This window comes from Methanimicrococcus stummii, from assembly GCF_032594435.1.
Lineage (GTDB): Archaea > Halobacteriota > Methanosarcinia > Methanosarcinales > Methanosarcinaceae > Methanimicrococcus > Methanimicrococcus stummii.
Map to the genome: position 1 here is coordinate 1,731,588 of NZ_CP131062.1, position 25,057 is coordinate 1,756,644.

22 protein-coding genes are annotated in these 25,057 nt (G+C 42.9%); 9 read left to right on the top strand and 13 right to left on the bottom strand.

Annotation, left to right across the window (positions count from 1 at the left end; all coding sequences use genetic code 11):
• The first annotated feature begins 519 nt into the window (after nt 1-519).
• From mcrB to MmiEs2_RS07970, 8 genes are all read left to right on the top strand, one after another.
• Entirely contained in the window at nt 520-1,824 is a 1,305-nt protein-coding gene (gene mcrB, locus MmiEs2_RS07935; RefSeq protein ID WP_316559329.1) for a coenzyme-B sulfoethylthiotransferase subunit beta, read from the top strand.
• 29 nt (nt 1,825-1,853) lie between these two features.
• Entirely contained in the window at nt 1,854-2,372 is a 519-nt protein-coding gene (mcrD, locus tag MmiEs2_RS07940) for a methyl-coenzyme M reductase operon protein D (protein WP_316559330.1), read from the top strand.
• A gap of 37 nt (nt 2,373-2,409) precedes the next feature.
• Nucleotides 2,410-3,009: a methyl-coenzyme M reductase I operon protein C gene (gene mcrC, locus MmiEs2_RS07945; protein ID WP_316560246.1), complete on the top strand. Its 600-nt coding sequence runs from the start codon at nt 2,410-2,412 to the stop codon at nt 3,007-3,009.
• Between the two features lie 12 nt (nt 3,010-3,021).
• A complete protein-coding gene (gene mcrG / locus MmiEs2_RS07950; protein ID WP_316559331.1) occupies nt 3,022-3,783 on the top strand; it encodes a coenzyme-B sulfoethylthiotransferase subunit gamma in 762 nt (253 codons plus the stop codon).
• 12 nt (nt 3,784-3,795) lie between these two features.
• A complete protein-coding gene (mcrA, locus tag MmiEs2_RS07955; RefSeq protein ID WP_316559332.1) occupies nt 3,796-5,514 on the top strand; it encodes a coenzyme-B sulfoethylthiotransferase subunit alpha in 1,719 nt (572 codons plus the stop codon).
• A gap of 268 nt (nt 5,515-5,782) precedes the next feature.
• On the top strand, nt 5,783-6,343 hold the full coding sequence (locus MmiEs2_RS07960; protein ID WP_316559333.1) for a hypothetical protein: 561 nt from the start codon (nt 5,783-5,785) through the stop codon (nt 6,341-6,343).
• A gap of 49 nt (nt 6,344-6,392) precedes the next feature.
• Nucleotides 6,393-6,803, top strand: coding sequence for a hypothetical protein (locus tag MmiEs2_RS07965; protein ID WP_316559334.1), 411 nt, complete (start codon nt 6,393-6,395; stop codon nt 6,801-6,803).
• A gap of 21 nt (nt 6,804-6,824) precedes the next feature.
• On the top strand, nt 6,825-7,007 hold the full coding sequence (locus tag MmiEs2_RS07970; protein ID WP_316559335.1) for a hypothetical protein: 183 nt from the start codon (nt 6,825-6,827) through the stop codon (nt 7,005-7,007).
• A 111-nt stretch (nt 7,008-7,118) separates the two neighbouring features.
• On the opposite strand, the gene MmiEs2_RS07975 is transcribed toward MmiEs2_RS07970, so the two are convergent.
• The 12 genes from MmiEs2_RS07975 to cls all read right to left on the bottom strand — a co-directional run bounded on the left by MmiEs2_RS07975 (nt 7,119) and on the right by cls (nt 21,123).
• Nucleotides 7,119-7,259 (bottom strand): hypothetical protein, encoded by a 141-nt coding sequence (locus MmiEs2_RS07975; RefSeq protein WP_316559336.1) that lies wholly within the window; start codon nt 7,257-7,259, stop codon nt 7,119-7,121.
• A gap of 4 nt (nt 7,260-7,263) precedes the next feature.
• A complete protein-coding gene (locus tag MmiEs2_RS07980) occupies nt 7,264-7,965 on the bottom strand; it encodes an ADP-ribosyltransferase (RefSeq protein ID WP_316559337.1) in 702 nt (233 codons plus the stop codon).
• Nucleotides 7,966-8,048: 83 nt separating this feature from the next.
• A complete protein-coding gene (mmp10, locus tag MmiEs2_RS07985) occupies nt 8,049-9,290 on the bottom strand; it encodes a methyl coenzyme M reductase-arginine methyltransferase Mmp10 (protein ID WP_316559338.1) in 1,242 nt (413 codons plus the stop codon).
• 65 nt (nt 9,291-9,355) lie between these two features.
• Nucleotides 9,356-9,517, bottom strand: a complete 162-nt coding sequence (locus MmiEs2_RS07990; protein WP_316559339.1) for a hypothetical protein — start codon at nt 9,515-9,517, stop codon at nt 9,356-9,358.
• 142 nt (nt 9,518-9,659) lie between these two features.
• On the bottom strand, nt 9,660-10,217 hold the full coding sequence (locus MmiEs2_RS07995) for an ADP-ribosyltransferase family protein (RefSeq protein WP_316559340.1): 558 nt from the start codon (nt 10,215-10,217) through the stop codon (nt 9,660-9,662).
• Nucleotides 10,218-10,303: 86 nt separating this feature from the next.
• Nucleotides 10,304-11,068: a Fic family protein gene (locus MmiEs2_RS08000; protein ID WP_316559341.1), complete on the bottom strand. Its 765-nt coding sequence runs from the start codon at nt 11,066-11,068 to the stop codon at nt 10,304-10,306.
• 197 nt (nt 11,069-11,265) lie between these two features.
• A complete protein-coding gene (locus MmiEs2_RS08005) occupies nt 11,266-12,627 on the bottom strand; it encodes a fibronectin type III domain-containing protein (protein ID WP_316559342.1) in 1,362 nt (453 codons plus the stop codon).
• Nucleotides 12,628-13,072: 445 nt separating this feature from the next.
• Nucleotides 13,073-14,449: a fibronectin type III domain-containing protein gene (locus tag MmiEs2_RS08010; RefSeq protein WP_316559343.1), complete on the bottom strand. Its 1,377-nt coding sequence runs from the start codon at nt 14,447-14,449 to the stop codon at nt 13,073-13,075.
• Nucleotides 14,450-14,936: 487 nt separating this feature from the next.
• Nucleotides 14,937-18,200: an InlB B-repeat-containing protein gene (locus tag MmiEs2_RS08015; protein WP_316559344.1), complete on the bottom strand. Its 3,264-nt coding sequence runs from the start codon at nt 18,198-18,200 to the stop codon at nt 14,937-14,939.
• Nucleotides 18,201-18,260: 60 nt separating this feature from the next.
• Nucleotides 18,261-18,692 (bottom strand): fibronectin type III domain-containing protein, encoded by a 432-nt coding sequence (locus tag MmiEs2_RS08020; RefSeq protein WP_316559345.1) that lies wholly within the window; start codon nt 18,690-18,692, stop codon nt 18,261-18,263.
• Between the two features lie 284 nt (nt 18,693-18,976).
• Nucleotides 18,977-19,606: a hypothetical protein gene (locus MmiEs2_RS08025; RefSeq protein ID WP_316559346.1), complete on the bottom strand. Its 630-nt coding sequence runs from the start codon at nt 19,604-19,606 to the stop codon at nt 18,977-18,979.
• 41 nt (nt 19,607-19,647) lie between these two features.
• Nucleotides 19,648-21,123 (bottom strand): cardiolipin synthase, encoded by a 1,476-nt coding sequence (gene cls, locus MmiEs2_RS08030; protein ID WP_316559347.1) that lies wholly within the window; start codon nt 21,121-21,123, stop codon nt 19,648-19,650.
• Between the two features lie 368 nt (nt 21,124-21,491).
• Between cls and MmiEs2_RS08035 the strand changes: the two genes are divergently transcribed.
• On the top strand, nt 21,492-23,993 hold the full coding sequence (locus MmiEs2_RS08035) for a GLUG motif-containing protein (protein WP_316559348.1): 2,502 nt from the start codon (nt 21,492-21,494) through the stop codon (nt 23,991-23,993).
• 138 nt (nt 23,994-24,131) lie between these two features.
• Here the strand turns inward: MmiEs2_RS08035 and MmiEs2_RS08040 are convergent, their stop codons facing one another.
• Nucleotides 24,132-25,049, bottom strand: a complete 918-nt coding sequence (locus MmiEs2_RS08040) for an SPL family radical SAM protein (protein WP_316560247.1) — start codon at nt 25,047-25,049, stop codon at nt 24,132-24,134.
• Nucleotides 25,050-25,057 lie beyond the last annotated feature (8 nt).

Sequence of the window (25,057 nt, forward strand, 5' to 3'; positions counted from 1 at the left end):
TGAAATCTTTTTTGAAATCTTTTTTGAAATCTTGGCATTTTTGTTAATTTTTGGTTGATTCGTCAAAATAATTCGAAAAACGCCTGGATTTTTCAGACTTTTTTAATTTTTTTAAAACAAAATCAGTTGAATTTTATATTTATTTTTCAATTCACGCGAAACGGATTGATACATGAACATTCATTAAAAACCTTTTGATAGAAAGTTTAATTGTTTTTTTCCTTTTTGGGTTATTTTTTGATTTTATTTTCTGATTCGGACAAAATAACACGACCCGGTTTCAAAGTATTAACTTTTGTTAAAAATTAATCATTATATTATTCCGCCGATTATTATTGTAAACCCGTTATAATTTGTGAACTCAAAACCTTTAAGTACGAAATTTACGAATTTGATAGATGATTGGAATGATAAACTTGAACAATCTGTAATAGATCTATTTTAGCAGATTTGTTCTACCATCGGTTCGTATTTTTTATCATCCCGATTTCGTTTTAACATAATAAGGAGGATATATCCGTGTCTGACACAGTAGATATCTACAGCGATAGAGGACAACTCTTAGAGAGCAACGTCAACATTAGAGACCTTGCTCCGGTCAAAAACAAGGCGATCCAGAAAATTATCATGGACACCAAACGTTCAGTTGCCGTTAACCTCGCCGGTATCGAGAAATCTCTCGCAACCGGTAAAATGGGCGGCGCTGCAAAGCAAATTCTCGGCCGTAAACTTGAGTACAACTTGGTTGAAAACTCAGGCGCAATCGTCGATGCAGTCAAAAAATTGGTTCAGGTCGACGAAGGCGACGACACCGTTGTCAAGCCCTTGGCCGGCGGTAAACAAATTTTGATTCAGATCCCGACAGCACGTTTGATGTCCGGCGCAGAATCCACCGCCTCCATGACTGTCAGTGCGGCAGCCATGACACAAGCAATTCTTGATGCTTACAACACCGACATGTACGACTCTATGATCGTCAAAGCAGCCTGCTGGGGCAGCTACCCGGTCACAGTCGGTATGGCCGGCAGCCCGATCAAAGGAATTCTCGACATCCCCCAAAACAATGAGGGTCTCGGCTATTCACTCAGAAACATCACATCCAACCACGTTGCAGCCATTACCGGAAGAAACGCAATGAACGCAGCCGCGCTCTCCTCAATCTATGAGCAGACCGGTATCTTCGAAATGGGCGGCGCAATCGGTGACTTCGAAAGACACCAGCTCCTCGGTCTTGCTTACCAGGGCTTAAACGCCAACAACATGGTTTATGACATGGTCAAAGAAAACGGCAAAGACGGAACCGTCGGAACTGTTATCGAATCCATGGTCGCAAGAGCCATTGAAAACAAGATCATCCACGTTGACAAAACCGGTCCTTCCGGCTACAACTTCTACAAAGCAGACGATGTCGCAATGTGGAACGCGTACGCAGCAGCAGGTACACTTGCAGCTTCCATGGTCAACTGCGGTGCATCACGCGCAGCACAGGACGTCGCAGCAACAATGCTCTACTTCAACGACATCCTCGAAAAAGAAACAGGCCTTCCGGGCTGTGACTACGGTAAACTCCAGGGTGCATCCGTTGGTTTCTCCTTCTTCAGTCACTCAATCTATGGTGGCGGCGGACCGGGTATCTTCAACGGTAACCACGTCGTTACAAGACACTCCCGCGGATTTGCTATCCCCTGTGTCGCAGCAGCAGTGTCTCTTGACGCAGGAACTCAGATGTTCACAATCGAATCCACATCCCAGCTTATCGGTGATGTGTTCGGTACAATGGACGAGTTCAGAGAACCGATTAAAGCCGTTGCAGGAGCCCTCTAAATAACCAAAGATGAAGGTCTGATGAAACTATGACATGTCCCACTGAATCAGGATGTAATTGCGAACCCGCAAGCGGAAACACAGTTCAGATTGAAATTGTTCCGCAGAGAATCTTGAGTCCTGATACATCGGAAAAGCTTCTCGGAAGAATTTACGATTGCGACGGCATTATCAGAGTACAGGTCCAAGGATCCCGTCTCCCCGACAAAGTCGGATACGGTCCCGGAACCGGCGAAAAAGTCAATCACCCGCTTAAAAAATCAATTGAGGTGGAAGGTCAGCAAGTCGACATGCGTGTCACTTTAAGCCGTCTTCTCGTTGAAGTTGACAGCGATCAAACGGCTGATGAAATTAAGAAAATCTGCGATGAAACGTTTCCGTTTCCCTTTGAATTTTACAAAGGCGTGTTTTTCAAGAAATATTCAACCGTCGTTGACTATGCCAAAATGGGTCCCAATCCCGACGAAAGATTGCTCGGCATGACCGATCCGAAAGGCAAACTCGATCAAATTGTCTACATTGAAAAGGAAGAAAAAGACAGCGAATAACTGTTTTGAGAAACTGCGCACTGAGGTTTAAATTATGATGAACTTTGACCGAAACACCCAAGTCGTTGACTGCCGCCTCGGCATCAGCCACGGAAAAGGCGGAAGTCTTGCGAGAGCAGGCACGCTTTCCCAGGCCGGTAAGCTTGATGTGGTCGTTGTGGCGATGGGTTCGGGCAGAAGACACGTAACAAAACCGATTTGCGAGATTACATACGCGATTCGCAGAGAAAATATTCAAACCGGCGTTTTGGTCCTTTACGCAGGTACCGGCTACCCCGAGTCGGGCACAATGGGCTCTTTCGGTATTGATCCGAAAGAAATTGACCAAATCAATATGCACAAAATGGCAATCATTCACTTCGGTAATGTGAGAAACCACTTTGTCAAAAAAGCCAGAGATATTTTCAGCGGCGTACGCATTCCCGCAGTTATTATTACACAAGCGCTTGTCGATTTCGAAGATTTCGCAAAAGTCGGCATTAAAACCCGTTACGTCAAACCCAAAGAGAAAGATCAGCTTTCCGACGGTGTTATTATGAATCTCGTCAACGGCGTTACCAGAGGTGACGCGGCTTCACGAGAAAAACTCAGTGAGATTATCGTTAAAGTAAAGGAAACATTAGGCCAAATCCAATAAGGAGTTAAGAATATGGCATACAAAGCACAATATTATCCCGGTACAACCTCTGTTGCAGACAACAGAAGAAAACACATGGGTCACAACTTGGAAAAATTGAGAGAAATTTCCGACGAAGACTTGACCGCAATCCTCGGCCACCGCGCCCCCGGTCAGGACTACCCCAGCACCCACCCGCCGTTAGCGGAAATGGAAGAACCGCCGTGCCCGATCAGAGAACTGGTCGAACCCACACCCGGCGCAAAAGCAGGCGACCGTGTCAGATACGTTCAGTTCGTTGACTCTATGTACAACGCACCGTCCGTTCCGTACGTCAGATCCTACTACGCAGCCATCAACTTCAGAGGCGTTGACCCCGGTACACTTTCCGGTCGTCAGATTGTCGAAGCACGTGAGAGAGACATGGAAATTGTCGCAAAAGATCAGATCGAAACCGAAATGACCTGCCCGGCACGCTCCAGCCTCCGCGGCGCAACTGTCCACGGTCACTCTGTCCGTCTCCAGGAAGACGGCGTTATGTTCGACATGCTCGACAGAGCAAGACTCGAAGGCGACGTCATCATCATGGACAAAGACCAGGTCGCAATTCCGCTCGACAGAAAAGTCAACCTCGGCAAACCCATGTCCGAAGACGAATTAGCCAAGAGAACCACCATCTACCGTGTGGACAACGTTCCGTTCAGATCCGATGCAGAAGCAGTTGAATGGGTTCAGAGAGTTTACCTCCAGAGAACTCAGTACGGCTTCAGACCCGGTGTGGAGAAAGCACAGTAAGGAGTGACAAAAATGGCACAAGAAGATATTTTTGCAAGATTTAAGAGATCCATGGAAATCAAATTCGCTGAGGACTATGGTGACAACAGACAGGGCGGAACCGACATTACCTCCAAGACTGAAAAATTCTACAGACTTGGTCCGGAACAGAGCCCCAGAAAGAGAGAAATGATCAAAGCCGGTAAGGAAATCGCTAAAAAGAGAGGCCTTGTCGGTTACAACCCCATGATGCACACCGGTGCACCGTTGGGTCAGAGAGCCATCACACCGTACAGAATTTCAGGCACAGACCTCGTTTGTGACCCGGATGACTTACACTATGTCAACAACGCCGCTATGCAGCAGATGGTTGACGACATTAAGAGAACCAACATTGTCGGTCTCGACATGGCTCACGACACACTCGAGAAGAGATTGGGTAAGGAAGTTACACCTGAAACAATCAACAACTATCTCGAAAACCTCAACCACTCCCTTCCGGGCGGCGCTGTCGTTCAGGAAATGATGGTTGAATGTCACCCCGGCTTAGTCGACGACTGTTACGTTAAAATGTTCACCGGTAACGATGACCTCGCTGACGAAATCGACAAGCAGTTCTTAATCGACATCAACAAGATGTTCCCCGCAGAACAGGCAGAACAGTTAAAAGCAGCCATCGGAAACTCTTCCTGGCAGGCACTCCACATCCCGACAATCGTCATCAGATCTACTGACGGCGGTCAGACCAGCAGATGGTCTGCAATGCAGATCGGTATGTCCTTCATCTCCGCGTACAACATGTGCGCCGGTGAAGCAGCTGTCGCTGACTTGTCCTACGCTGCAAAGCACGCAGGTTCCATCAACATGGGTGAAATGCTCCCCGCAAGACGTGTCAGAGCACCCAACGAACCCGGAGGAGTCCCGTTCGGTCACCTTTGTGACATTGTCCAGTCCAGCCGTGTCAACGTCGAAGACCCCGCAAAGGTCGCTCTCGAAGTTGTCGGCGCAGGCTGTGTCATGTACGACCAGATCTGGCTCGGTTCCTACATGTCCGGTGGTGTCGGTTTCACACAGTACGCAACCGCAGGTTACACTGACGACATTTTGGACAACAACTTGTACTACAACCTTGATTACATCAACAAGAAGTACAACAACGCAGCCAAGACCGGTACTGCAAACAAAGTGAAGGCAACCAACGAAGTCATCAAAGACATCGCAACAGAATCCACACTCTTCGGTATCGAAGAATACGAGAGATACCCGTCTGCACTCGAAGACCACTTCGGCGGTTCCCAGAGAGCAACATCCCTCGCAGCCGCAGCCGGCTGTGGTGTCTCCATCGCAACAGGAAACGGTAACGCAGGTCTTTCCGGCTGGTACCTCTCCATGTACCTCCACAAGGAAGCATGGGGCCGTCTCGGCTTCTACGGCTACGACTTGCAGGACCAGTGCGGTGCCTCCAACGTTTGTTCATACCAGGGCGACGAAGGTGCCCCCGCAGAACTCCGCGGTCCCAACTACCCCAACTACGCTATGAACGTCGGTCACCAGGGCGGTTATGCCGGTATCACAATGGCAGCACACTCCACAAGAGGCGATGCCTACACCGTCAACCCGTTGGTCAAAGTTTGTTTCGCAGACGACCTTCTTCCGTTCGACTTCACCAGACCGAGATACGAATTCGGTCGCGGCGCACTCAGAGAATTCGAGCCTGCCGGTGAAAGAACATTGGTCATTCCGGCCAAATAATTTCATAGTCAATAAAATTCAGTTTTGTCGGACATTTGTCCGGCAATTCTTTTTCTTTTTTTTGAATGTTTTTTCGGGTTATTTGGAAAATTCTTTTTTTGAGTTGTTTTTTGTTGGTTTTTCATTTTGTTTTTGTTGGATTTGTTTTTTCTTCCAGTTTTTAACTTCCAAATCATTCGCAATCAAAGAAAATCATTTATAATCTTCTTCCTTTTATTTTTTCGATACTATGTCTTCAAAATTCACATCACGAAAACTCGGCGTTATTTTGCTTGCAATTTCCATTCTCATCATCGCGTCAGTTGTCGTTTACATGTTTTATGAAAGCCAAAAGCCTGAAAACAAAAACTTGGGTGAAGTCCTTATCAATTGGTATATTCCGGATTATGATAAACTGGTTTCAGATTCCGATCTCATTGCAGTTGCTACGGTTACGAGTAAAAAAGGGATTTGGGGGACTGATGACGGTGAAAAGCCGTCCGGTTTTGATATTTACAAATCGGGAATTTACACCGAATATACATTCCAACCCGACGATGTTTTGAAAGGAAACACCACAACAATCATCGGCCGCGCTCAAGGCGGGGAAGTTGACGGCTACACGCTGAAAGCCACGCAAACGTCTTCTTTTGAAGTCGGCGATCAAGTGCTTTTATTTTTGACGAACAACAAAGATGCCGACGGGAATCGGATTTTGTGGTATTATATTAATTGGCCGGGCGTTTTCACGGAGCGTGACAACAGTGTTTTTACAAACGACGTTTACGGCAATATTTCGCTTGAGCAATTGAAAAAGGATATTGTCGATTCTGAATCGGCAAATATTTGAATCGCAAATAATAATCTCAAAAAGGGTCGTGAAAGGGTCGTGAATTAATATGACTGAAAGTTCGAAAGGAATGAAAATCGCGGCGGTTCTTTTCTTCGCCGTTTTAATCGTTGTCGCGGTTTTGGGTGTCGGCGACAGCTGGGAACATCAAAGGGGAACAGGACTGCCGGTTAACGGCAGCATCGGAATGATGGTGATTTGTTACCATTTTCCCGATTTTGAAGAACTGGCGGATTTTGATTTGATTGCAGTCGGAACAATTTCTGATAAATACGGTTCTTGGGGAACCGAGGACGGCGAAAAGCCTTTGTCAAAATACAAACTCAGAAGCGCCGGAATTTATACTTATTATGAATTTGAAAATTTTGAGATTTTGAAAGGCAATGCTTCCGAATTGATTGTTCGGACACCCGGCGGGGAAGCCGACGGTTACACTTTTTATGTCACGACATCCCCTTAGCTTGAAACCGGTGACACTGTTTTGCTGTTTCTGAACACAACTTATGACGCGGACAACAATGTTTTGAATTGGTATTATATCGGCGCGCCGAATGTGTTTACGGAAATTGATGACGGCGTTTTTGAAAATGACTGGTACGGTTCAACTTCAATTGAACAAGTGAAAGACGAAATTGCCAAAGCACCGGAAAGAAAAGCAGAATAAGAAGCATATGAAGCAAAAATAAAAGAAATAGATGAAAGTTTGAAAGGAACAATATGGGAAGGACTTTTAGTTCAATATGATATTTGAAATGTGAAATTAATAGGGTAATCCCTATTCGGCACGTTTGATGCGTTCTTCAATATCTTTTTGAGCTCTAATATTATCTCGCTCGATTTCTTCTAATTCTTCTTGGGTAAATTTAATAGTTCTTCCGGTTGGTCTTAATATTTCACTGAATGATTCGTGTCTCATATTTTCACTTCTTGACCTCTTCTATTTTATAGAATATAACTTCAATTAATTCATCTTCCGAACTTTTAATTAAATGTTTCGAAATGTTGACAATTATATAATTTGATTTTCTTGGTCTTAATACTTCAAATTCAGAATCATCAATTTTTAAAGCTTTCATTTTAGGTTTTATTTTCAACTGAAAAATAATCGGTTTTTGAGAATTCGTATATTCCAATGCTTTTCCTAATTTCAAACTGAAACTTCCGTAAGCATCATCAACATATTCCGTCCCGACAGAATGATCTTCCGGCAGCCAATCGACTCCCGAAACACCGCGATAAACAAACGGGTTTCCTTTCACTCTTCCTTTTTCGATTGCAGAATCTAAATTTTCAATGTGAAAATCAATGAGTTCTTTTTCATCGTGTTTCATTTTGTCATAAAAATCTGAATGGCGGCAGCAATTGTTAATTGAGTAGCAATATGCTTTTTGATGCCACGCTTCCGGAATCTCAAAGCTCCAATCACGTTTTTGTTCGTTCCATGGATGAATATCCTGATAATTTCCGAGAGCAATTTTCTCGGCGGATGTCAGCTCCTCTAAAACAATGCATTTGATATCGGATTTCGATTTTACAACATATTCGGCAGGCGTTTCTAAAATGATGCCGGACAGATTTTTCCTGCCGCTGTCGATTGCTTGGTTTTTCGTTATTTTTTCCATAAAGGTTTGCTTTCACTCAAAACCCTTAAGCTGATCGTTTTTTCAAAAATCGTAATGTTTATATCCCGTTTATTTTGCATCAATCATTTTTCGGCCGGCGGCAGCCCGAGCGCATTAATCTGTTCAATCAATTCCGTAAACGCTTGAATTTCAAATTCCAGCAATTCTTCTTTTGTCATGCTTGCCGACATTTCGCCGTCAATGGAAAGCGTGTCGGGGCCGCGCCGAACAATGCGTTTTGATTTTTCGGGAATTAAAATTTCTTTCACGTCTTTTTCGTGAACGAAACAGCGCCCCGGAATGAAAACCGTATCTTTCATTTCGGTTTGGTCGATTTTCCTGAAATCATCGGCGGTAATCAAACAGCCGATGTCTTTTTCGGCGGCAACTACATTGACGGTTCCGCCGAGTTTTTCAAAAATTTCTGAAAGGCGCGAGGCGGCGGCAGTGCTTGTAATAATCGTTGCTTCCATGTTGATTTTCGGAAGTTTTGAAAGCGCTTCCGGAACGTTTCGAATCGCAAAAGGAGAATCCAAAAGCGGATCTTCAAGCGGCGTTCCCGAAATTCGAAGATTCGGATGATTTTTTGCTGCGGTTCGAACGATTTCGGCGAACTCTTCAATCGTGTGAGACACAACACCCGGAATCACCGGCTCGTTTCCGAGAATTAAACCGTTTTCCGTTTTGTTTGCAAAACGCATGAGAAGCGCGCCTTTCGCGCCGACTTTTTCAAGCCACGAAATCGTTTCTTCCAAAACCGCACCGTCGTTTGCGCCGGGAACGAGAACGATTGCCGCGTAAACATTGCAAAATCCGCAAAGTTCTTCAAAAACTTTGAGCGACATTTCCGGTGTCGGGTCATGCATGTATTCTTTTCGAAGCGCAGGATCGGACGAAAAAAGCGTGAAGTTGACTTCCTGAATACCGGCGTCTTTTAAAAACGGTCCTTCCGATCCGTCAAAACCTTTGCCGCTGGTGTAACCGATTTTTACGGGCAAACCGAAATCGGAAAGAAATGACAGGAGCGGCAAAAATTCCGGATAACAGCTGACATCGCCGCCGCCGGTAATCACGAATCCTGTGATGTCTTCGGCTTTCATGTTGTAAATCTTGGAAGCAGTTTCATCTAAAACCTGTTTCATCGGCTTAAAACCGTGATGAGATTCGCGAACGCTTCGAGTGCAATAATCGCAGCCTTTCACGAAAGGCGGACAATATTTGCAGCCGAGCGGCTCGGTTGCGCCGACTTTTTTAAAATAGCAATATTTGCAGAATCCGCGGCAGTCCGTTCCGGGATTTCCGCCGACATCAACCAAGATTTCCATGAGGACTAAAAAGAATGTTTGATATTAATAAATTGTTGGCTGAATATGAAATTGAGATCGTGAATTCAATCTTCATTTTTATATTTTTCATTCAAACGTTCTATTTCTTTATCAAGCATTTCTTCAGCATAAACAATTTCTTTTTCGATTTCTTCCATTTCTTGAGGCGTAAATTCTATTATGCGTCCGGTCGGTCTTAAAAATTCGCTCATTGATTCGTGTCTCATGTTCTCACTTCAAGATCTCTTTTATGATGTATATCTTTACTTCTTTACTCATGGTTTTTATATTTATTTTTCGTTTTGTTATTTTTATGATTTTGTATGTGCATTTTCGCGGTCTTAATACTTCATGTTCGGCATGGTCAACCTAAAATGCTCTCATTTCAGGTTTTAAAGTCAATTGAAAAATAATCGGATTTTTTGGATTAACATATTGATATGCTTTTTCGAATTCTAAACTGAAACTTCCAAATGCATCTTCAGTATATTCTGTTTTTTCGCCATGGTTCTCAGGCAGCCAATCAACTTCAGAAACGCCTCTGTAAACAATGGGATTTCCGATTATTTTTCCTTTTTCAATGAGAGTGTCTAAGTTTTTGATTCGAAAATCAATCAAATCTTGTTCCTCTTTTACCATAGAATTGTAAAAATCTTGAGATCGGCAGCAAGAATTAATGACATAACACCAGGGTTTCTTTTTCCAATTCTCAGAAATTTTAAAACTCCAATCTTGTTTTTGAGTGTTCCATGGGTGAACATCTTGATAATCTCCAAGGGAAACCATTTCAGGTATTGTTGGTTTTTCTGTTTGGAAACATTGAACTGATTTTAATTCTTTTTGTGCGTTGTATGTTCCCGGAGCTTCCGCAACGATATTCCCGATCTGTTTTGGTTTTACCGACGTGTCAAATTCTTTTTCTTCCATGTTTTTTTCAAAACAGAACTTGTTCTTTAATCCGTTTATTTTTTCAAAAAAGGAATGTTTATATATGAAATGTCAAAAATCAATTTTTATTCTTCGTCAATCCCGATATCTTCAATTTTTAAAGCTTCGGGAAGCATTAAAAGAAACGGCAAACTCCGCGCGTCATCAACATTATTAAATGCCGTTCCAATCAGCGTATTGACATTGTATCGGTCTTTATTTTGACAATAATACTTTTCAGACGGCAGTTTGATGTAAACTTTCCCGAGTTTTTCCGCCAAAAACCATTTTTCAAGCAAAATCGCTGCTTTCATATTATTTTTGACAAACGGGTGAATCAAAAACATTTTCAGATGAATGAGCGATGCGTGGTAGAAAACTTCTGCCGGCGACATTTCTTCTCGCAGCAGCTGACGGATTTGCTGAAACAGCGCGGTCATCAGCGCCTCGACATATTCGGATTCGGGCGGTTTGTAAATTCGGCGCCCACGCTCGTTAAAAATGGCGACCTGAACACGGCGGTAAGCAATCGTCATCGTTTTTTTATTCGGTCCTTTTAAAATTTCAGACAAATAATAAACGGCTTCATGGAAATTCTGCTCGTTCAATTCTTTTTGATAAGCCGTTTGGTAAGCGAGAATGCCGCGAACGATTTCATCTTCACCGACATCTTTTGACGGTGATTTCTTCTCAGCCTCCCACAGCCACCAAGCAAGCTGTCTGAAAATATCTTCGTCTTCCTCTTCGGACAAATGATTGAATTTTTCAACAAATGCTGCTGTCTGCTGCCGTAATTTTCGGCCGGCGGCATCATTGAATTTCATAAAAAATCTTTTGTCGGTGACTTCCATTTGTTTTCCCCGACCAAAACAACAGCTTCATTTATTTAAACGTTGAGATAAAAAAGTAAAGAAAATGAATCATATTGTTTTTTGTTTCGATTCATTTCCGAAATTTGTTTTGGTTTATCGTTTTTTATTTTCGTTTTTGGCTCGTTTTTTTATTCAATTGTTTTTATTCGCTGTTGTTCGTTTTTTTCCAAAAATTCTTATTTTTTGGATCCGACTCTTCTTTTTGCTCTGGCGTAAAGAACGCCCGTTGTCAAAATCGCGAGAATCAAAAATATCGGCAAAACAAATCCGGCTGATCCGTTTTTCACGTCATTGCTCTGAGCATTGTCTTCAACCTGCGTTTCAAAAGCCGGGATTTCGTTTCCGGCGGTCATTGGCTTCACGCTGTCTTCTGCTTCCGGCGTTACTTCCGGTTTTGTTTCAGGATCAGGCTTTGACGGTCCGGTTGTTCCGGGTGTTTGAGTCGTTGCTTCTGCCGTTTCCGATTGGGCGCCGCGGTTGACGCCGTCATACGCGGCCACTTTGTAATAATAAGTGGTTGAATGTTCCAAACCCGTGTCCAAATATTCAACGAATTCGGTCGTGTCGATTTTTTCATAAACGCCGTTTTCCGTCAACGAACGGTACACGTCATAATCAAATGCGTCGTCAATGACATTCCATTCCAGCCGAATGCTTGACGTGCCGGCAGCTTCCGCAATCAGCACAGGTTTGCCGACGTAAAGGGTCGTCGCGTCGGTCGGGTCGGATGGATGTCCCTCCACGGTATGCACGTATCCGCTCACTTTGTAATAATACGTCGTGCTTTGCTCCAATCCTTCATCGATATATTCGGTGATGTGCGATGTTGTTTGTTTGATTTGACTGTACGGTCCTTCCCTGTAATCTGAACGATACAGCCTGTAACCGTCAACACTTGCAATGTCATTCCATTCAATTTTAATCGCGCTCGAATTAATTGTTGTTGCATAAGCAATCGGCGCAATCGGTTTCAGATGACCTGTTTTGGCGGCATCCATATTCGATCTGTCTGAATAAACGCCGTGCGTTTCGTTGTAAGATTTGACATAATAGTAATATGTCGTATCATAACCCAGTCCGGTATCCTCAAATCTGTTCTCGGTTGTTGTTCCGATATGTACAAACATTCCGCTCGGGAATTCAGATTTGTAGACCCAATAAGAGTCCGCGTAATAATTAATGTAAGACCAGTCAACAATAATTGAACTCGGGCCGCCTGTAATTGCAGTAATATATGGTTCCATCAAAGCCGTTCTGGCAGATGTAATATCTGATTCCGGTCCGTAGCCATCGGTTTCATTATAGCCGGCAACTTTGTAATAATACATTTTCATGCTTTCTAATCCGGTGTCCTGGAATTTCGGCTGACTGGTTACATCTATCATTACATAGACACCGTTTTCAGATGCGGATTTGAAAACATAATAATAATCAGCATTGGCAACCGGACTCCAAGCGACTTCTATGTTAGAACTGCCAATTTCCGCTATGCCTATATATGTCGGCTTCTCGGGAACCGCCGCAGATGCAACAGTCACGAGTGAAATCATCAACGTCAAAAACAGGACAATTGATAATATTTTTCCTTTTTTTATGTTTTTTGTAAAACTCATATTATAACCCCAAACAATCTTAATAGTAATTTTTACTGTTTAAAAGTCATTTCTCTATATAAATATTTCTAAAAAATAGTTTTAATCTATTTGATTATATCACTCATATAATTTTCATTCGGCAATTCCTGTGCCTGCTGATTTGTACAGTTATTTGAAATTTGACATCAATCGGAACTTTGAAAGGTTCCGAAAATGAAAAATGAAAGAAAAAACGAAAGAGAAATTTAAGAGAAAATAAAGAAATGTCCGAATTTTGAAAAAACTTAAAATTTGAAAAACCGGAAAAATCAAAATGATTGAAAAAAAGAATGTCAGATTTTTAAATCAAAAGATTGATTTAAAATCTGATTCATAAAAATTTAATTTTTTATTTTTTGGATTCGTTTCTTCTTTTCGCTCTGACGTAAAGAACGCCTGTTGTCAAAACCGCGAGCAGCAAGAATAACGGGAAGACAAATCCGGCGGCGCCGTTTTTCACTTCCGTTCCCAAAATCTCTTCAACCGGCGCTTCAAAAGCCTGAATCGGACTTCCGCTTGTCACTGTTTTAACATTGCTGTTGATGTCCGGCTCCGGTTTTAATTCGATTTTCGGCTCAGGCGTTGACGGGCCGGGCGTTTGAGGTGTTTTCGTTGTCGCCCAAGCAGGAGCAGATTGCTCTCCACGCTGGCTGCCGTCATAAACGGACACTTTGTAATAGTAAGTGGTCGACGGGCTCAAACCCGAATCCAAATATTGCGTCAAATCAGTCATGTCGATGAGCACATACACGCCGTTTTCATCATCGGAACGATAGACATCGTAATCAAACGCGTCAGGTACCGCATTCCACGTTAATTGAATGCTTTGCGTATCAACAGCTTCCGCCGTCAGAACGGGAACGCCGATTTTAAGCGTTGTCGCACCGGCAGGCTGAGACAAAATTCCGTCCTGTAGATATGTGAATCCCATCACTTTATAATAATAAGTCGTGTCCGGTATCAATCCCCGTGTATCTTCATATCTCGTCATGAATGACATTGTTTGTTCAATTAGGTCATATCCGGAAAATTCGTTTAATGAACGATATATTCGATACCCGTCAACATTTGGAATACTGTTCCATTCCACGTCAATCGCAGTCGTATTCAACGCTGTCGCAAATACAACAGGCGCTTCCGGAATGTAAGGCAATGTTTTAGCGGAGGCGATAGTGGATTGTTCCGAATCAATGTTATAATACGCATTGTGCGCCCGAACGACATAATAATAAGTGGTGTCAGCTCCCAATCCTGTGTCAGTGTACGTTGCTCCGGTCAAATTCGCGATTTCTATGAATCCTCCCCCTGCTGATGTTGATCTGTACAGTTTATAATGGGTGGCATCCATGACAGAGTTCCAGGTGACATGAATTGCGCTTGAATTGATTGTGTTCGCATAAGGTGTCGGCGGATTCAGTTTCATTGGAGTCATGGCACCGGCACTGTCGGATGGGGGTCCGTAAATATTATCCGGTCTGTTGTATGGGACAACATAATAAGAGTATACTGTACTCGGAGCTAACCAACCATCATAAAATACAGTCCCGCCGGTTGCGCCGATTTGCATGAACGGACCGCCTGCGGCTGATCTGTAAACATGATATTCTGTGGCATATGCAGAAGTACCCCAAGATACAGTGATTCGATCCGAATCGGTTGCTATAGCTTGTATATAATATGGTTTGTTCGGGTAGATTGCAGCCGCCACATTCAACGTAGAAATCATCAATATTAAAAGCAAAAAAATCGATAATATTTTTCCCGTTTTTATTTTTTTGTTAATTGTAAAATTCATTTTTTACCCCATATTCTTTAAAAAAATTTTGTCGTTACATTCTATTTACATTATTTAAACATTTCTTAAAAATATATGTAATGTATTTCTTTATATCACTGAAATAGTATACATCTGTTAAAACATTTTTATAAATCCGAAAATCTCAACAAATGGAATCTGATTTGTTATTTTCGAATGCAATTCATGTAACAATTTTAAAAAATGAAATAAATCAAAATGAAGAGTTAAAAATGATTTAAAAATGAGAAAAACAAGAATAAAAAACAGAAAAACAGAATGAAAAAACAGAAAAACAGAATGAAAAACAAAAAATGAGAATAAAAACGCAAAAAACGTAAACAAAGCAAAAAACGTAAACAAAGCAAAAATGTAAACAAGCACAAAAAATAAAAATTAAAAAAGGTTTGAGTCGAACTCAAACCTTTGCTTGACTTGCTGCTTTTCGTTTTCTGTATCTCATGTAAAGATACACGGCAATGACGATTAAAAACAGCAAAAGAAGCGGGTACGCCCATGCTCCGTAACCGGCCGGGGCGCTTTCCATGTACGGCTCGGGTTCGGGCTCTTCTTCCGGCTCAGGACCCTGCATCGTTCCGGATTCCGCAGGCGAACTCTTTACCGGTTCTTTGATTTCCGGCGTTGTATTGTTGCCGCCACCACCCGAACTGTTCTTTTTCCACTGTGCATACAAATCAACATCGTGATCCGGCATCGTTAATGTCGCTCCCTGATTGTATACGGTTCCGGATCCGTCAGCCAGCGTGTTCCAGTTTTTGAACGTGTAACCGGACTTGACGAGCGTATTTTTATCAAGAATCATAACCGATTCGCCGTTTTCATATTCTGCCGAGTCTGTCGGCGGCGTTCCGGCGGTTTCGGTGTTGCCGTGGTAGGTGACGGTGTAGACCGGTGTCCATTCCGCGTAAAGTCTTGTGTTTTCCGTAATCAAAAAGAATTCGGATATGTCGGCATCGTAAGATGTTCCCGTTCCGTCCGGAAGCGTGTTCCAGCCGATAAATTTGGAGTTTGCTTTTTCCAAATTGCCGGTATTTTCTTGCAAATAAACCGCGTCGTTGTATTCGTAACGGGTGCCGTCAATCGGAACCGTTCCGCTGTCGGCGTAGTTCGCGTCATACGTTACCGTGTAAGTCGGCGCCCACTCGGCATACAAAATCACATCGTTGTAAATTTGGAAAGCATTGGCTTGATTTTCATCATAATGCACTCCTGTTCCGTCTGCAAGCGTATTCCATCCTTTGAAGACAAAATCGGTTTTTGTTAACGTTCCTGTATTTCCTAATGTTGTCACAAAGTCTGCTAAATTGTAAGAGTTCCCGTCAACCGGAACTGTTCCGCTTGTCGCGCCGTTTTCGTCATAAGTCACGGTGAAAGTTGTCTGCGGTATTCCGCCGGCATCCCAAATCGCGTACAAGATGACATTTCCGTTTGAAATTTGGAATGCGTCAACTTGGTTTTCGCCGTAAGTCGTTCCGGTTCCATCGGGGAGCGTGTTCCATTCCAAAAAGGCGTGACCGGTTTTGTCCAGCATGTTTTTATCTTTTGTCGTCACCGAATCTCCCGATTCGTAACGGCTTGAATCGGTCGGCGCTGTTCCGCTTGTCGCGCCATTCGGCATGTATGTGACGGTGTAAGTCGGTGCCCATTCGGCGTAAAGAACGACATTTTCCGTTCCCATTTGGAAAGCGTTCGCTTGATTCTCATCGTAATGCGTTCCGTCGCCTGCCGGTTTTGTATTCCAGCCTTTGAAAATGTCGTTTCCTTTCGTGAGTCCGTTTTCATTGGCTTTGACGGTCACATAAGCGCCGGCCGGATATTCGGTTGCGTCAATCGGAATCTTAGATTCGTCATCCGCGCCGTTCGCGTGATAAATGACGCGATACGTTTTTTCTGCGGGTTCGGTCCATTTGGCGAACAATTCCAAATCTTTTGTAATCGGCGCGGCCGGATTCCAGGCTTCGGCTTTCAAATTCCCGTTTTCCTTTTCATGCCAGCTCACAAATCCGTGATCAATCCACGTCGGATCCGCCGACGGACTTGAAATCACTGCACCGCTTTCAATTTCTTCAACGGTCAAAACAGTCTTTCCCAAATCAAACGACTGAACAATTCCTGTTCCGGAAACGGTTTCGGATCCGTCAAAAACACCGCCGTTCGCGTCAAACGTCACGGTGTAAATCGGTGTCCACTGCGCGTAAAGCTTGACATTTCCGGCAGTCATTGTAAAACTTGTTCCGGAAAGCGGTGTTCCGACAGCGCTGTCTTTGCTCCAGCCTTCAAATTTGAATCCTTCCGCTGTCCTGTTCCAATCAAAATCGCCATTGGTGATTTCTTTTAAAGGAACAGTGTCTCCGACTTGGTACAACGTTGAACCTGTAAATTCAGAATTGCGCGTTCCGTCGTTTTCATAATACGTGACGGTGTAATTGATTTTCTTCCATTTCGCGTACAAATCGACATTCGCGGTTTCCATCGCAAAAGAAGTTCCTGTGACGACTGTTCCTGTCGGGCTTCCTTTCGCCCATCCTTTAAATTCCCAGCCTTCGGTTGTTCTGTTCCAGTCAAAATCATTATTGGTAATCTCTCTTAAAGTGACAGAATCCCCGACATTATATTTTGTCGTTTCTTCAAAATCATTGTTGTGCGTTCCGTCGTTTTCATAATACGTGACAATGTACTCGATTTTCTCCCACTTCGCGTACAAATCGACATTCGCGGTTTCCATTGTAAAAGTCGGTCCTGTGACGACTGTTCCTGTCGGGCTCCCTTTCGCCCAACCTTTAAACTCCCAGCCTTCTGCTGTTCTGTTCCAATCAAAATCGCCGTTTGTAATTGCTTTTAAAGTGACGGTATCTCCGACATTATACGGTGTTGTTTCTTCAAAATCCCTATTGTTCGTCCCGTCATTTTCATAATACGTGACGGTATAATCGATTTCTTCCCACTTCGCGTAAAGAATGACATCGGCATTTTCCATCACAAAAGAAGTTCCGGAAATCGCCGTTCCGGTTTGGCTGTCTTTAATCCAACCTTTAAACGCCCAGCCTTCTGCCGTTCTGTTCCAGTCAAAATCGAGGTTGGTGATTCCTTTTAATATGACGTTGTCATTCGTTTCATATTCGGTCGGGTCTGTCCATTCGATTTCAGGATACCCGTGGTTTTTGTTGTAAGTGACTTCGTACTTGGAAGCGCCGCCGCCCAAAGTTTTACCGTCTATTTTCACCATCGGTCCTTCACGATATTGTGTGTAGCCGAATTCATCTATATAACTTCTTAAAGCGGTAATGCCATAGTAATATCTTGTATCAGAACTCAGATAGGTGTCATTATAATTCGGAATGTTTCCGATTCCCGGGTCGGTGATCATACCGATCTGCTCATAAACACCGCCCTCCCATTGAGCACGATAAATCTTATAAGCATCCGCGTCTCCCGATGGAGCAGAATTCGTTATCCGTGGCCAGTTTAATTTTATGTGAGAAAATCCTTCCTCTTCAATTTTTGGATTCGGGAGTGCGTATGTTACTGCGTCTGTATTCGACCATGCTCCCTCTCCTTTATCATTATACGCAGATACCACATAGGAATACCATGTATCAGCATTCAAACCTGTGTCTTCAAAAACAGTGTTTGTTGTGTCGCCCACTTTGGTATATCCCATTCCACTCAGACTGCGGTAAACATTATAACCGTCGGCACTGGACTCTTCGTCCCATGTTATCTATATGATATTGTCTGTAATGATTGCCTTTGCAACAACATTTTGAACTTTTCCGGGAATTGTTTTCGGTGATGTTATGTCTATTGGCTGACTCCATCCTTTTTCATTTGTTGATGAAACGCTGGCGATTCTGTAATAATATTTTGTATTGGGAGACAGGTCTTCATAATCTTCATAATAAGTTTGATAGGTGCCTGTTATTGTGTAAGTTTTTTCAATTGTCGCAAAATCATCTGTAGATCGCTCTATGATATAGCCAACAGCAGCAGGTTCATAATCCCAATTAAGTTCAATGGAACTGCCCCATAAATCTGCCATAAAATTCTCCGGCGGATTAATCGCCGCCGCCGCCGTTCCTGTTAAACTGAAAAGCAAAAGTGCCGCCAAAATCAAAACGCTGATCGACTGCTTAAAAGTCTGTATTTTTACCAAAATAGTCCCCTCTAAATATCATGTTAATAATTTTAATTACGGTAAAATAAAAATACGTTTTACGTTTTTACTTTTTATTAAAAATAATTTTTAAAAACGTTAGATAATTCTATTTATTTTATATATATCCTATGTTCCGATAATTTCATTGAATCGTATAACACGGATTCGATTGCTAAAAAAAGATAAAAATGTAAAAACATAATCAAGGGGATTATTTACGTTTTTGATCGGATTCGATTATTTTTTTGATTACCGGTTTTGTTTTTTATTGATTTTTTAAATCAGTCGTTTTTTCCGAAATAATCCTCATAAACCGCTTGATATTCCGGCATGAGTTCGATTGCTTTTTTCATTTCGGTTTTTGACTTTTCTTTTTCTTCCAAACGATAATAGGCGGCCGCTTTTAAATAGCGGGCGAATGCGACTAATTCAGAGCGGTCTATTCCGTTTTCAATCATCATGTCTATGATTTCCAAATAAGCCTTTATCAGCGGATTTCCTTCCTCGTCCTCAGCGTAGTTCAGAAAAATGTAAATTTCATACAATTTCAAAGGCGTATTTTTCGAATCGATTTCAAGTCCTTTCTGAATATAATATTGAGCCGCCGACATGTTTTGTTCGATATTCATGCTGTCGTGCGCTTTTTTAACGTAATAGGCGACATCGTCTTTGTTTTCAAACCAATTTCTGTAATCTTCGACAAACTTCTTGGCATCTTCATTTTCCGTTTGCCCAATGTCGTACGCCATCATCTTTTCATGGCCTTCCGGTGTCATGTTGTCATAAATCCCGCCGAACAAAAACATACCTTTTAAAGTGCCGAAATCCATGTTAAAGCTGCGAATCAATTCAAAAAAGGCATCGACTTCGCCGTTTAAAATGAGTTCATAAAAATCTTCTGTTTCGTGCATTGACATAATCTTTTGAATGCTTTTACTGTATTTATTTCTGCTTACAAAAGCGGTGAAATCAATCTGAAAAAGCCTTCTTTGATTTTCACCGAAAACGGCCGGCTGTTGTAAATTTCAGCGGTGATTTGCGTGCAGTCCGATTCCAATTCGTCCAAAATGATTTCATTCATTTTTTGCCCGAATTCTTTGTTGTAAATGAAAGCGTTTGTTTCAAAATTCAGCTTAAAGCTTCGAATGTCCCAGTTCGCCGTTCCAATGGTTGCCGCTTCGCCGTCGATAACAGCCGTTTTACTGTGGATGAAACCGTGGCTGTAAGTGTATCCTTTCGCGCCGAGACGAATCAGGTCACCCAGGTATGAAAACGACGCCCAGTACACAAACGGCATGTCCGCTTTGCACGGAATTTCAATCCGGACATCGATTCCCGATAAAATCGCGATTCGAAGTGCTTCAAAAATACTTTGGTCCGGAATAAAATAAGGCGTTTGAATGTAAATTGATTTTTTCGCCCGGCCGATTAAACTCAAAAAACCGCTATAAATCGCCGCATTTTCAGAGTCGGGCCCGGAAGAGACGATCTGAACCGCGGTTTCACCAATCGGTTTTGTAATTTCCTGCGGATAATATCTTGAATCGTCTTTGATCGCATCTTTTTCAGCCGCGAAATTCCAGTCTTTAATGAATCTTTTTTGAAGGCTTGCCACCGCGCCGCCGCAGATTTTCAAATGCGTGTCCCGCCAATAACCGAGCGGCCCTTTCCCGAGATATTCCTCGCCGATGTTAAAGCCGCCGATTAAACCGGTAGCGCCGTCAACAACTAAAATTTTCCGATGATTGCGGTAATTGATGCGCGTGTTAATAAACGGTACCAGCAGCGGAAACTGAATGTAAACTTTGCCGCCGGCGTTTTTCAAATCTTTATAAAAATCGGGACCGATTTTGTGAACGCCGACCGCGTCAAAAAGAACACGGACGACAACTCCTTCCGCCGCTTTTTCCGTCAAAGCTTTCATAATTCTTCGGCCGAGCGGATCGTCTCGAATGATATAATATTCCATGTGAACGTGATGTTTCGCGCCGCGGATGAGATTTTCCATTTCCTTAAATTTTTGCTCGCCGTGAATGTAAACGTCAACGGCGTTATTCGTTGAATACGCGGCATGATCCTGATTCAGCAAAAGCGCGATGGTGGATTCAAAGTTTTTCCCGGCATCCGTCAATTTCAAATCCGACGTTTTCAATTGTTCGATTTGATAGGACGAAATCTGTTCAAATTGATTGTCGGCTTCCGTTTTCTTCCCGTATTTGTATTTGCCGTAAAGATGCCGCCCGAAGAAAACATACACGACAAAGCCGAGAACCGGAAGAAACAGCAAAAGCAAAATCCAAGCGGCGGCAATCTGCGGGCTGCGCCGTTCATAAAAAACAATCGTCAGCGCGGCGAGAAGGTTCAGAAAAACGATTACAATTAAAAGAATGTGATAAATTTCCTGAAAAATCGTCCAATCAATTGCCATGTTTTTCGCCCGATTGTTTTTGAATCATTTAATCGTTTTTAAAAATTGTGTTTTTCAACTTGTATTTTCTATACGCTCAATCTGATATAATTTGTTCGCAAAAAATTCAATTTTCACCATCTTGATTTTTCAATGAATTTTTTTCGGAAGTTTTTCGATTTTTCCAAAAATCATTCGAATTTCTGTCTCATTTTCAAACATATTTCACTGTAATCGGGGGCAGTAGAATATCTTTTGTCGACATCATTATATACAATTTTTGAATTCTAAGCAAGCTATTTTAACAATTATATTCGATGAATTTTTGTTCATGAGAGGGACGAATCAGTTGTTGAAAAATAATTAAAAACAGGTGAGGTTACCTAATCATGAAAATTTCGAAATATGCAGCAATAGCAATGGCTGTTTTTACAATCTTGTTTTTACTCAGCGGAACGGCGGCGGCTTTCAGCGGCACCGGCACCGGAACGACAGCAGATCCTTATCAGATTACAACAGTTGATCAGCTTAAAGAAATTAAAAGCGGTCTCAGCAATTCATACATTTTAATGAACGATATTGAAATTACTGAATCGACTTGGTCGGCAATCGGTAATAACAGCGCGCCTTTTACCGGGATGCTTAACGGCAACGGTCAAAAGATTACATTTAACAATCCTTCGGGAATTACATTTGCAAGATCCGGCAGCAACAATATGGACGGATACGGCTTATTCGGTCAAATTAAAGGCACGTCAAAACTCGAAAATGTAACAATTGTTGTCGCATCTAATTTGAAAACCGGCGGTAATTATACCGGCGTTCTTGTCGGCGTTATCAATGGTACATCAAGTTCTAAACCGTCAATTACAAATTGCTCTGTTACTAAACTCGAATCCGGCGGAACCGTTTCATTAAACGGCAGCAATGGGGGTACTGTGGCGGTTTATCATACAGGGGCTTTAATCGGTCGCGGTGTTTATACGACGATTCAAAACTGCTATTCTGATTTGAATGTGACAGCGTCTCCGTCTTACAACTATAATGTCGGCGGCTTGATCGGTTATTTGGAAAACAGCTCTGTTATTGAATGTTTTGCAACAGGCGACATTTGGGATACACGCGGTGAAGCTGCGGGGCTTGTCGGCTCTATTGACTATACAACGATTGAAAGAAGTTATGCGACCGGAAATGTGACATCACGAGGAAATGCAAGCGGTTTTGTCGGAGTAATGTATCTAAATTCTATCATCTCGAATTGTTATGCGACGGGATCGGCAACAACAACTGTTAACGGCGGATATACAGGTGGTTTAATCGGCAATGGTAATGGAGGAACCGTTAAAACTTCTTATTCTACTGGAAAAGTTACCGGAATAGGAACATCAAATTCCGGCGGGTTCATCGGCTATACTTATTTTTTAGTATCTTCATCTGGCAATTTCTACGACACAACAACGGCTGAAAAATCTGACTCCAAAAATGCAACGCCTAAGACAACAGCAGACATGATGAAAAGCACAACTTTTACCGGCTGGGACATCAGCAATGAGTCTCTTGACAAAATCTGGTATATTTACGAAGACGAATCTTATCCGCGCCTTTCGGCGCTTCATCAGCCTGAAACAATTTCAGTCGGCTTAAAATCTCAGCCGGAAAATATCGGCTCGGGTAAATTCCTGAGAGATTACAACGGTGAAATGAAGGCTTGGACTTTGAATGCCGATTATGTTCTTGATGCAAATATCGACATGGAAGGTGCTTCTCTTGATCCGATCGGCACCGAAAACGAACCGTTTACGGGAACTTTCAAAGGCGATGAAGATTTCGCTTTTGCGATTTCTGATTTCAGCGTCGTTTCTACCGGAAACAATGTCGGTTTCTTCGGTGTTACCGAAAATGCAAAAATTTCAAACATTCATTTGATTGACGCTGTTATCGAAGGCAACAGAAATGTCGGCGGTCTCATCGGCCACGCAAACGGCGTGACTGAAATCTCCGAAAGCTCCGTTACGGGAACGGTCACCGCGGCCGCAAACCACGCCGGCAGTTTTGTCGGATTCCTCTCAGACGGCAGTTTGGTTCAATGTTATTCCGACTGCGACGTTTTCGCTGATTCGGAAGCCGGCGGTTTAGTCGGCGCGATGAAAGGCGGTCTCATTGACGAGTGTTACGCAACAGGCGCAGTCGTTGCCGAGACGGAAGTTGCCGGCGGTTTAGTCGCCGAATACGGCGACGCGCTGGATTTAACAATTTCAAACAGTTTCGCTTTAAATGAAGAAGTCAGCAGCCCGTTAGCTGCCGGCAGAATCATCGGTGTGATTGCGGGAACCGTTTTCGATTTAATAATCGATGATGTTTACGCATGGGATGAAATGGAAAATCTTTTGGGATTATTCGACGATGTTGATGCTGAAAACGGTGACGATGTCGAATCCGCTGATGTTTGGAATACTTTTGGCGATTCCGGTTCTGTTTGGGAAAACTTTGATGTTTCCGTTTGGATGCTCGGAACAAATGAAGATTTCTTGCTTCCGATTTTCCTTTATCAGGACGCTGACATGTCCGGCGATGCTTCCCATTTGATTCCTGTGCCGGCAACTGTCTCGAAGACGAGCGGCGGTGGCAGCGGAACAGGTTCTGCGACTGTCGTTGACACGACAAGCGCAGTTGCAACGGACGCATCCGGCAGCAGCAGCTCGGGCGCGGCAGCGGAAACAAGCGAAAACGAACCGGTTGCAAACACGCCGCAGGGCGAGAATCAAGGATTCGGATCCGACGGCGACGGCGATGAAGGCGGTTCAAACAAAATGTTAATCGGCATCTTGGCGGCAGGGCTCGTCATTGTCGGATTATGCGTTTGCTTGTATCTGAAAGGACGCAAATTTTAATTTAAAAAAGTTTTAAAACCGCAAACGCGGTTTTAATTTTATTTTTTGTTTTTCGTTCAGTTTTTAATTAGTTTTGTTTTTCGTTCAGTTTTAATTAATTCTATTTTCTGTTCAAGATTGGATTTCATTCAACAGGTTTTATTCAAACTCAAACAACTTCTTTTGCTTCGGCTTTTCTTTTTTCCACGCGGCGTTAATGTCTTTTATTCGATGAAGCAAACCGTGTTTTTCACATTCGTTTTTAAAAAACTCGGCCAGCATTTTCGCGTTTTCGGAATTGCAAACGTAGGCGCTGCCGTAATTTTTCATGTATTTTTCTTTTAAGCCCGGCCACTCTTTATCTAAATTTTCATAATAATATTCACGGTTTCCTTTTCGAAGCGTCATTCCAAAGCCGTAGCAAAGAACATAATTGGCATTGTTCTCCGCCGCGTTTTCAACGATTGAGCGGATGTTTTCTTCGGTATCGGTGATGAACGGCAAAAGCGGGTTCATGTGAACGCCGCAGAAAACGCCGGCATCCGCCAACTTTCTGACAGCTTCAAAACGCTCGGCCGGGTTTGAAACATTCGGCTCGATTTTTTTGCTGATTTTGGCATCCGCCGTCGTAATCGTTATTCCAATGTTGACGGGCGAATGTTTTGAAATTGACGCGAAAAGGGCGGCGTCCCTTGAAATCAATGCCGATTTTGTAATGACACCGACGCCGCATTTGTATTTATCAAATAATTTAAGCGCGCCGCGCGTCAATTCGTATTCTTTTTCAAAACTGTTGTACGGGTCGCTCATTGACCCCGTTCCGACAACCATCTCAGGCGCGTTTGCTTTTCGCCGATTTTGAAGTTCCCGATCAATTAAAAAAAGTGCGTTTTCCTTCGCGTGAACGATTCCGAAATCCCCTTCCGGGCGGCCGCCTTGATAGCATTCGCTTCTGGAATCGCAATAAATACAGCCGTGGTCGCAGCCGCGGTAAATGTTCATCATATGCGTGCTGCCGAAAATATCAATTTCGTATTTCACCGGCAGAATCATTTTTTTGGCGGCGATGTATTTCATCACATTCA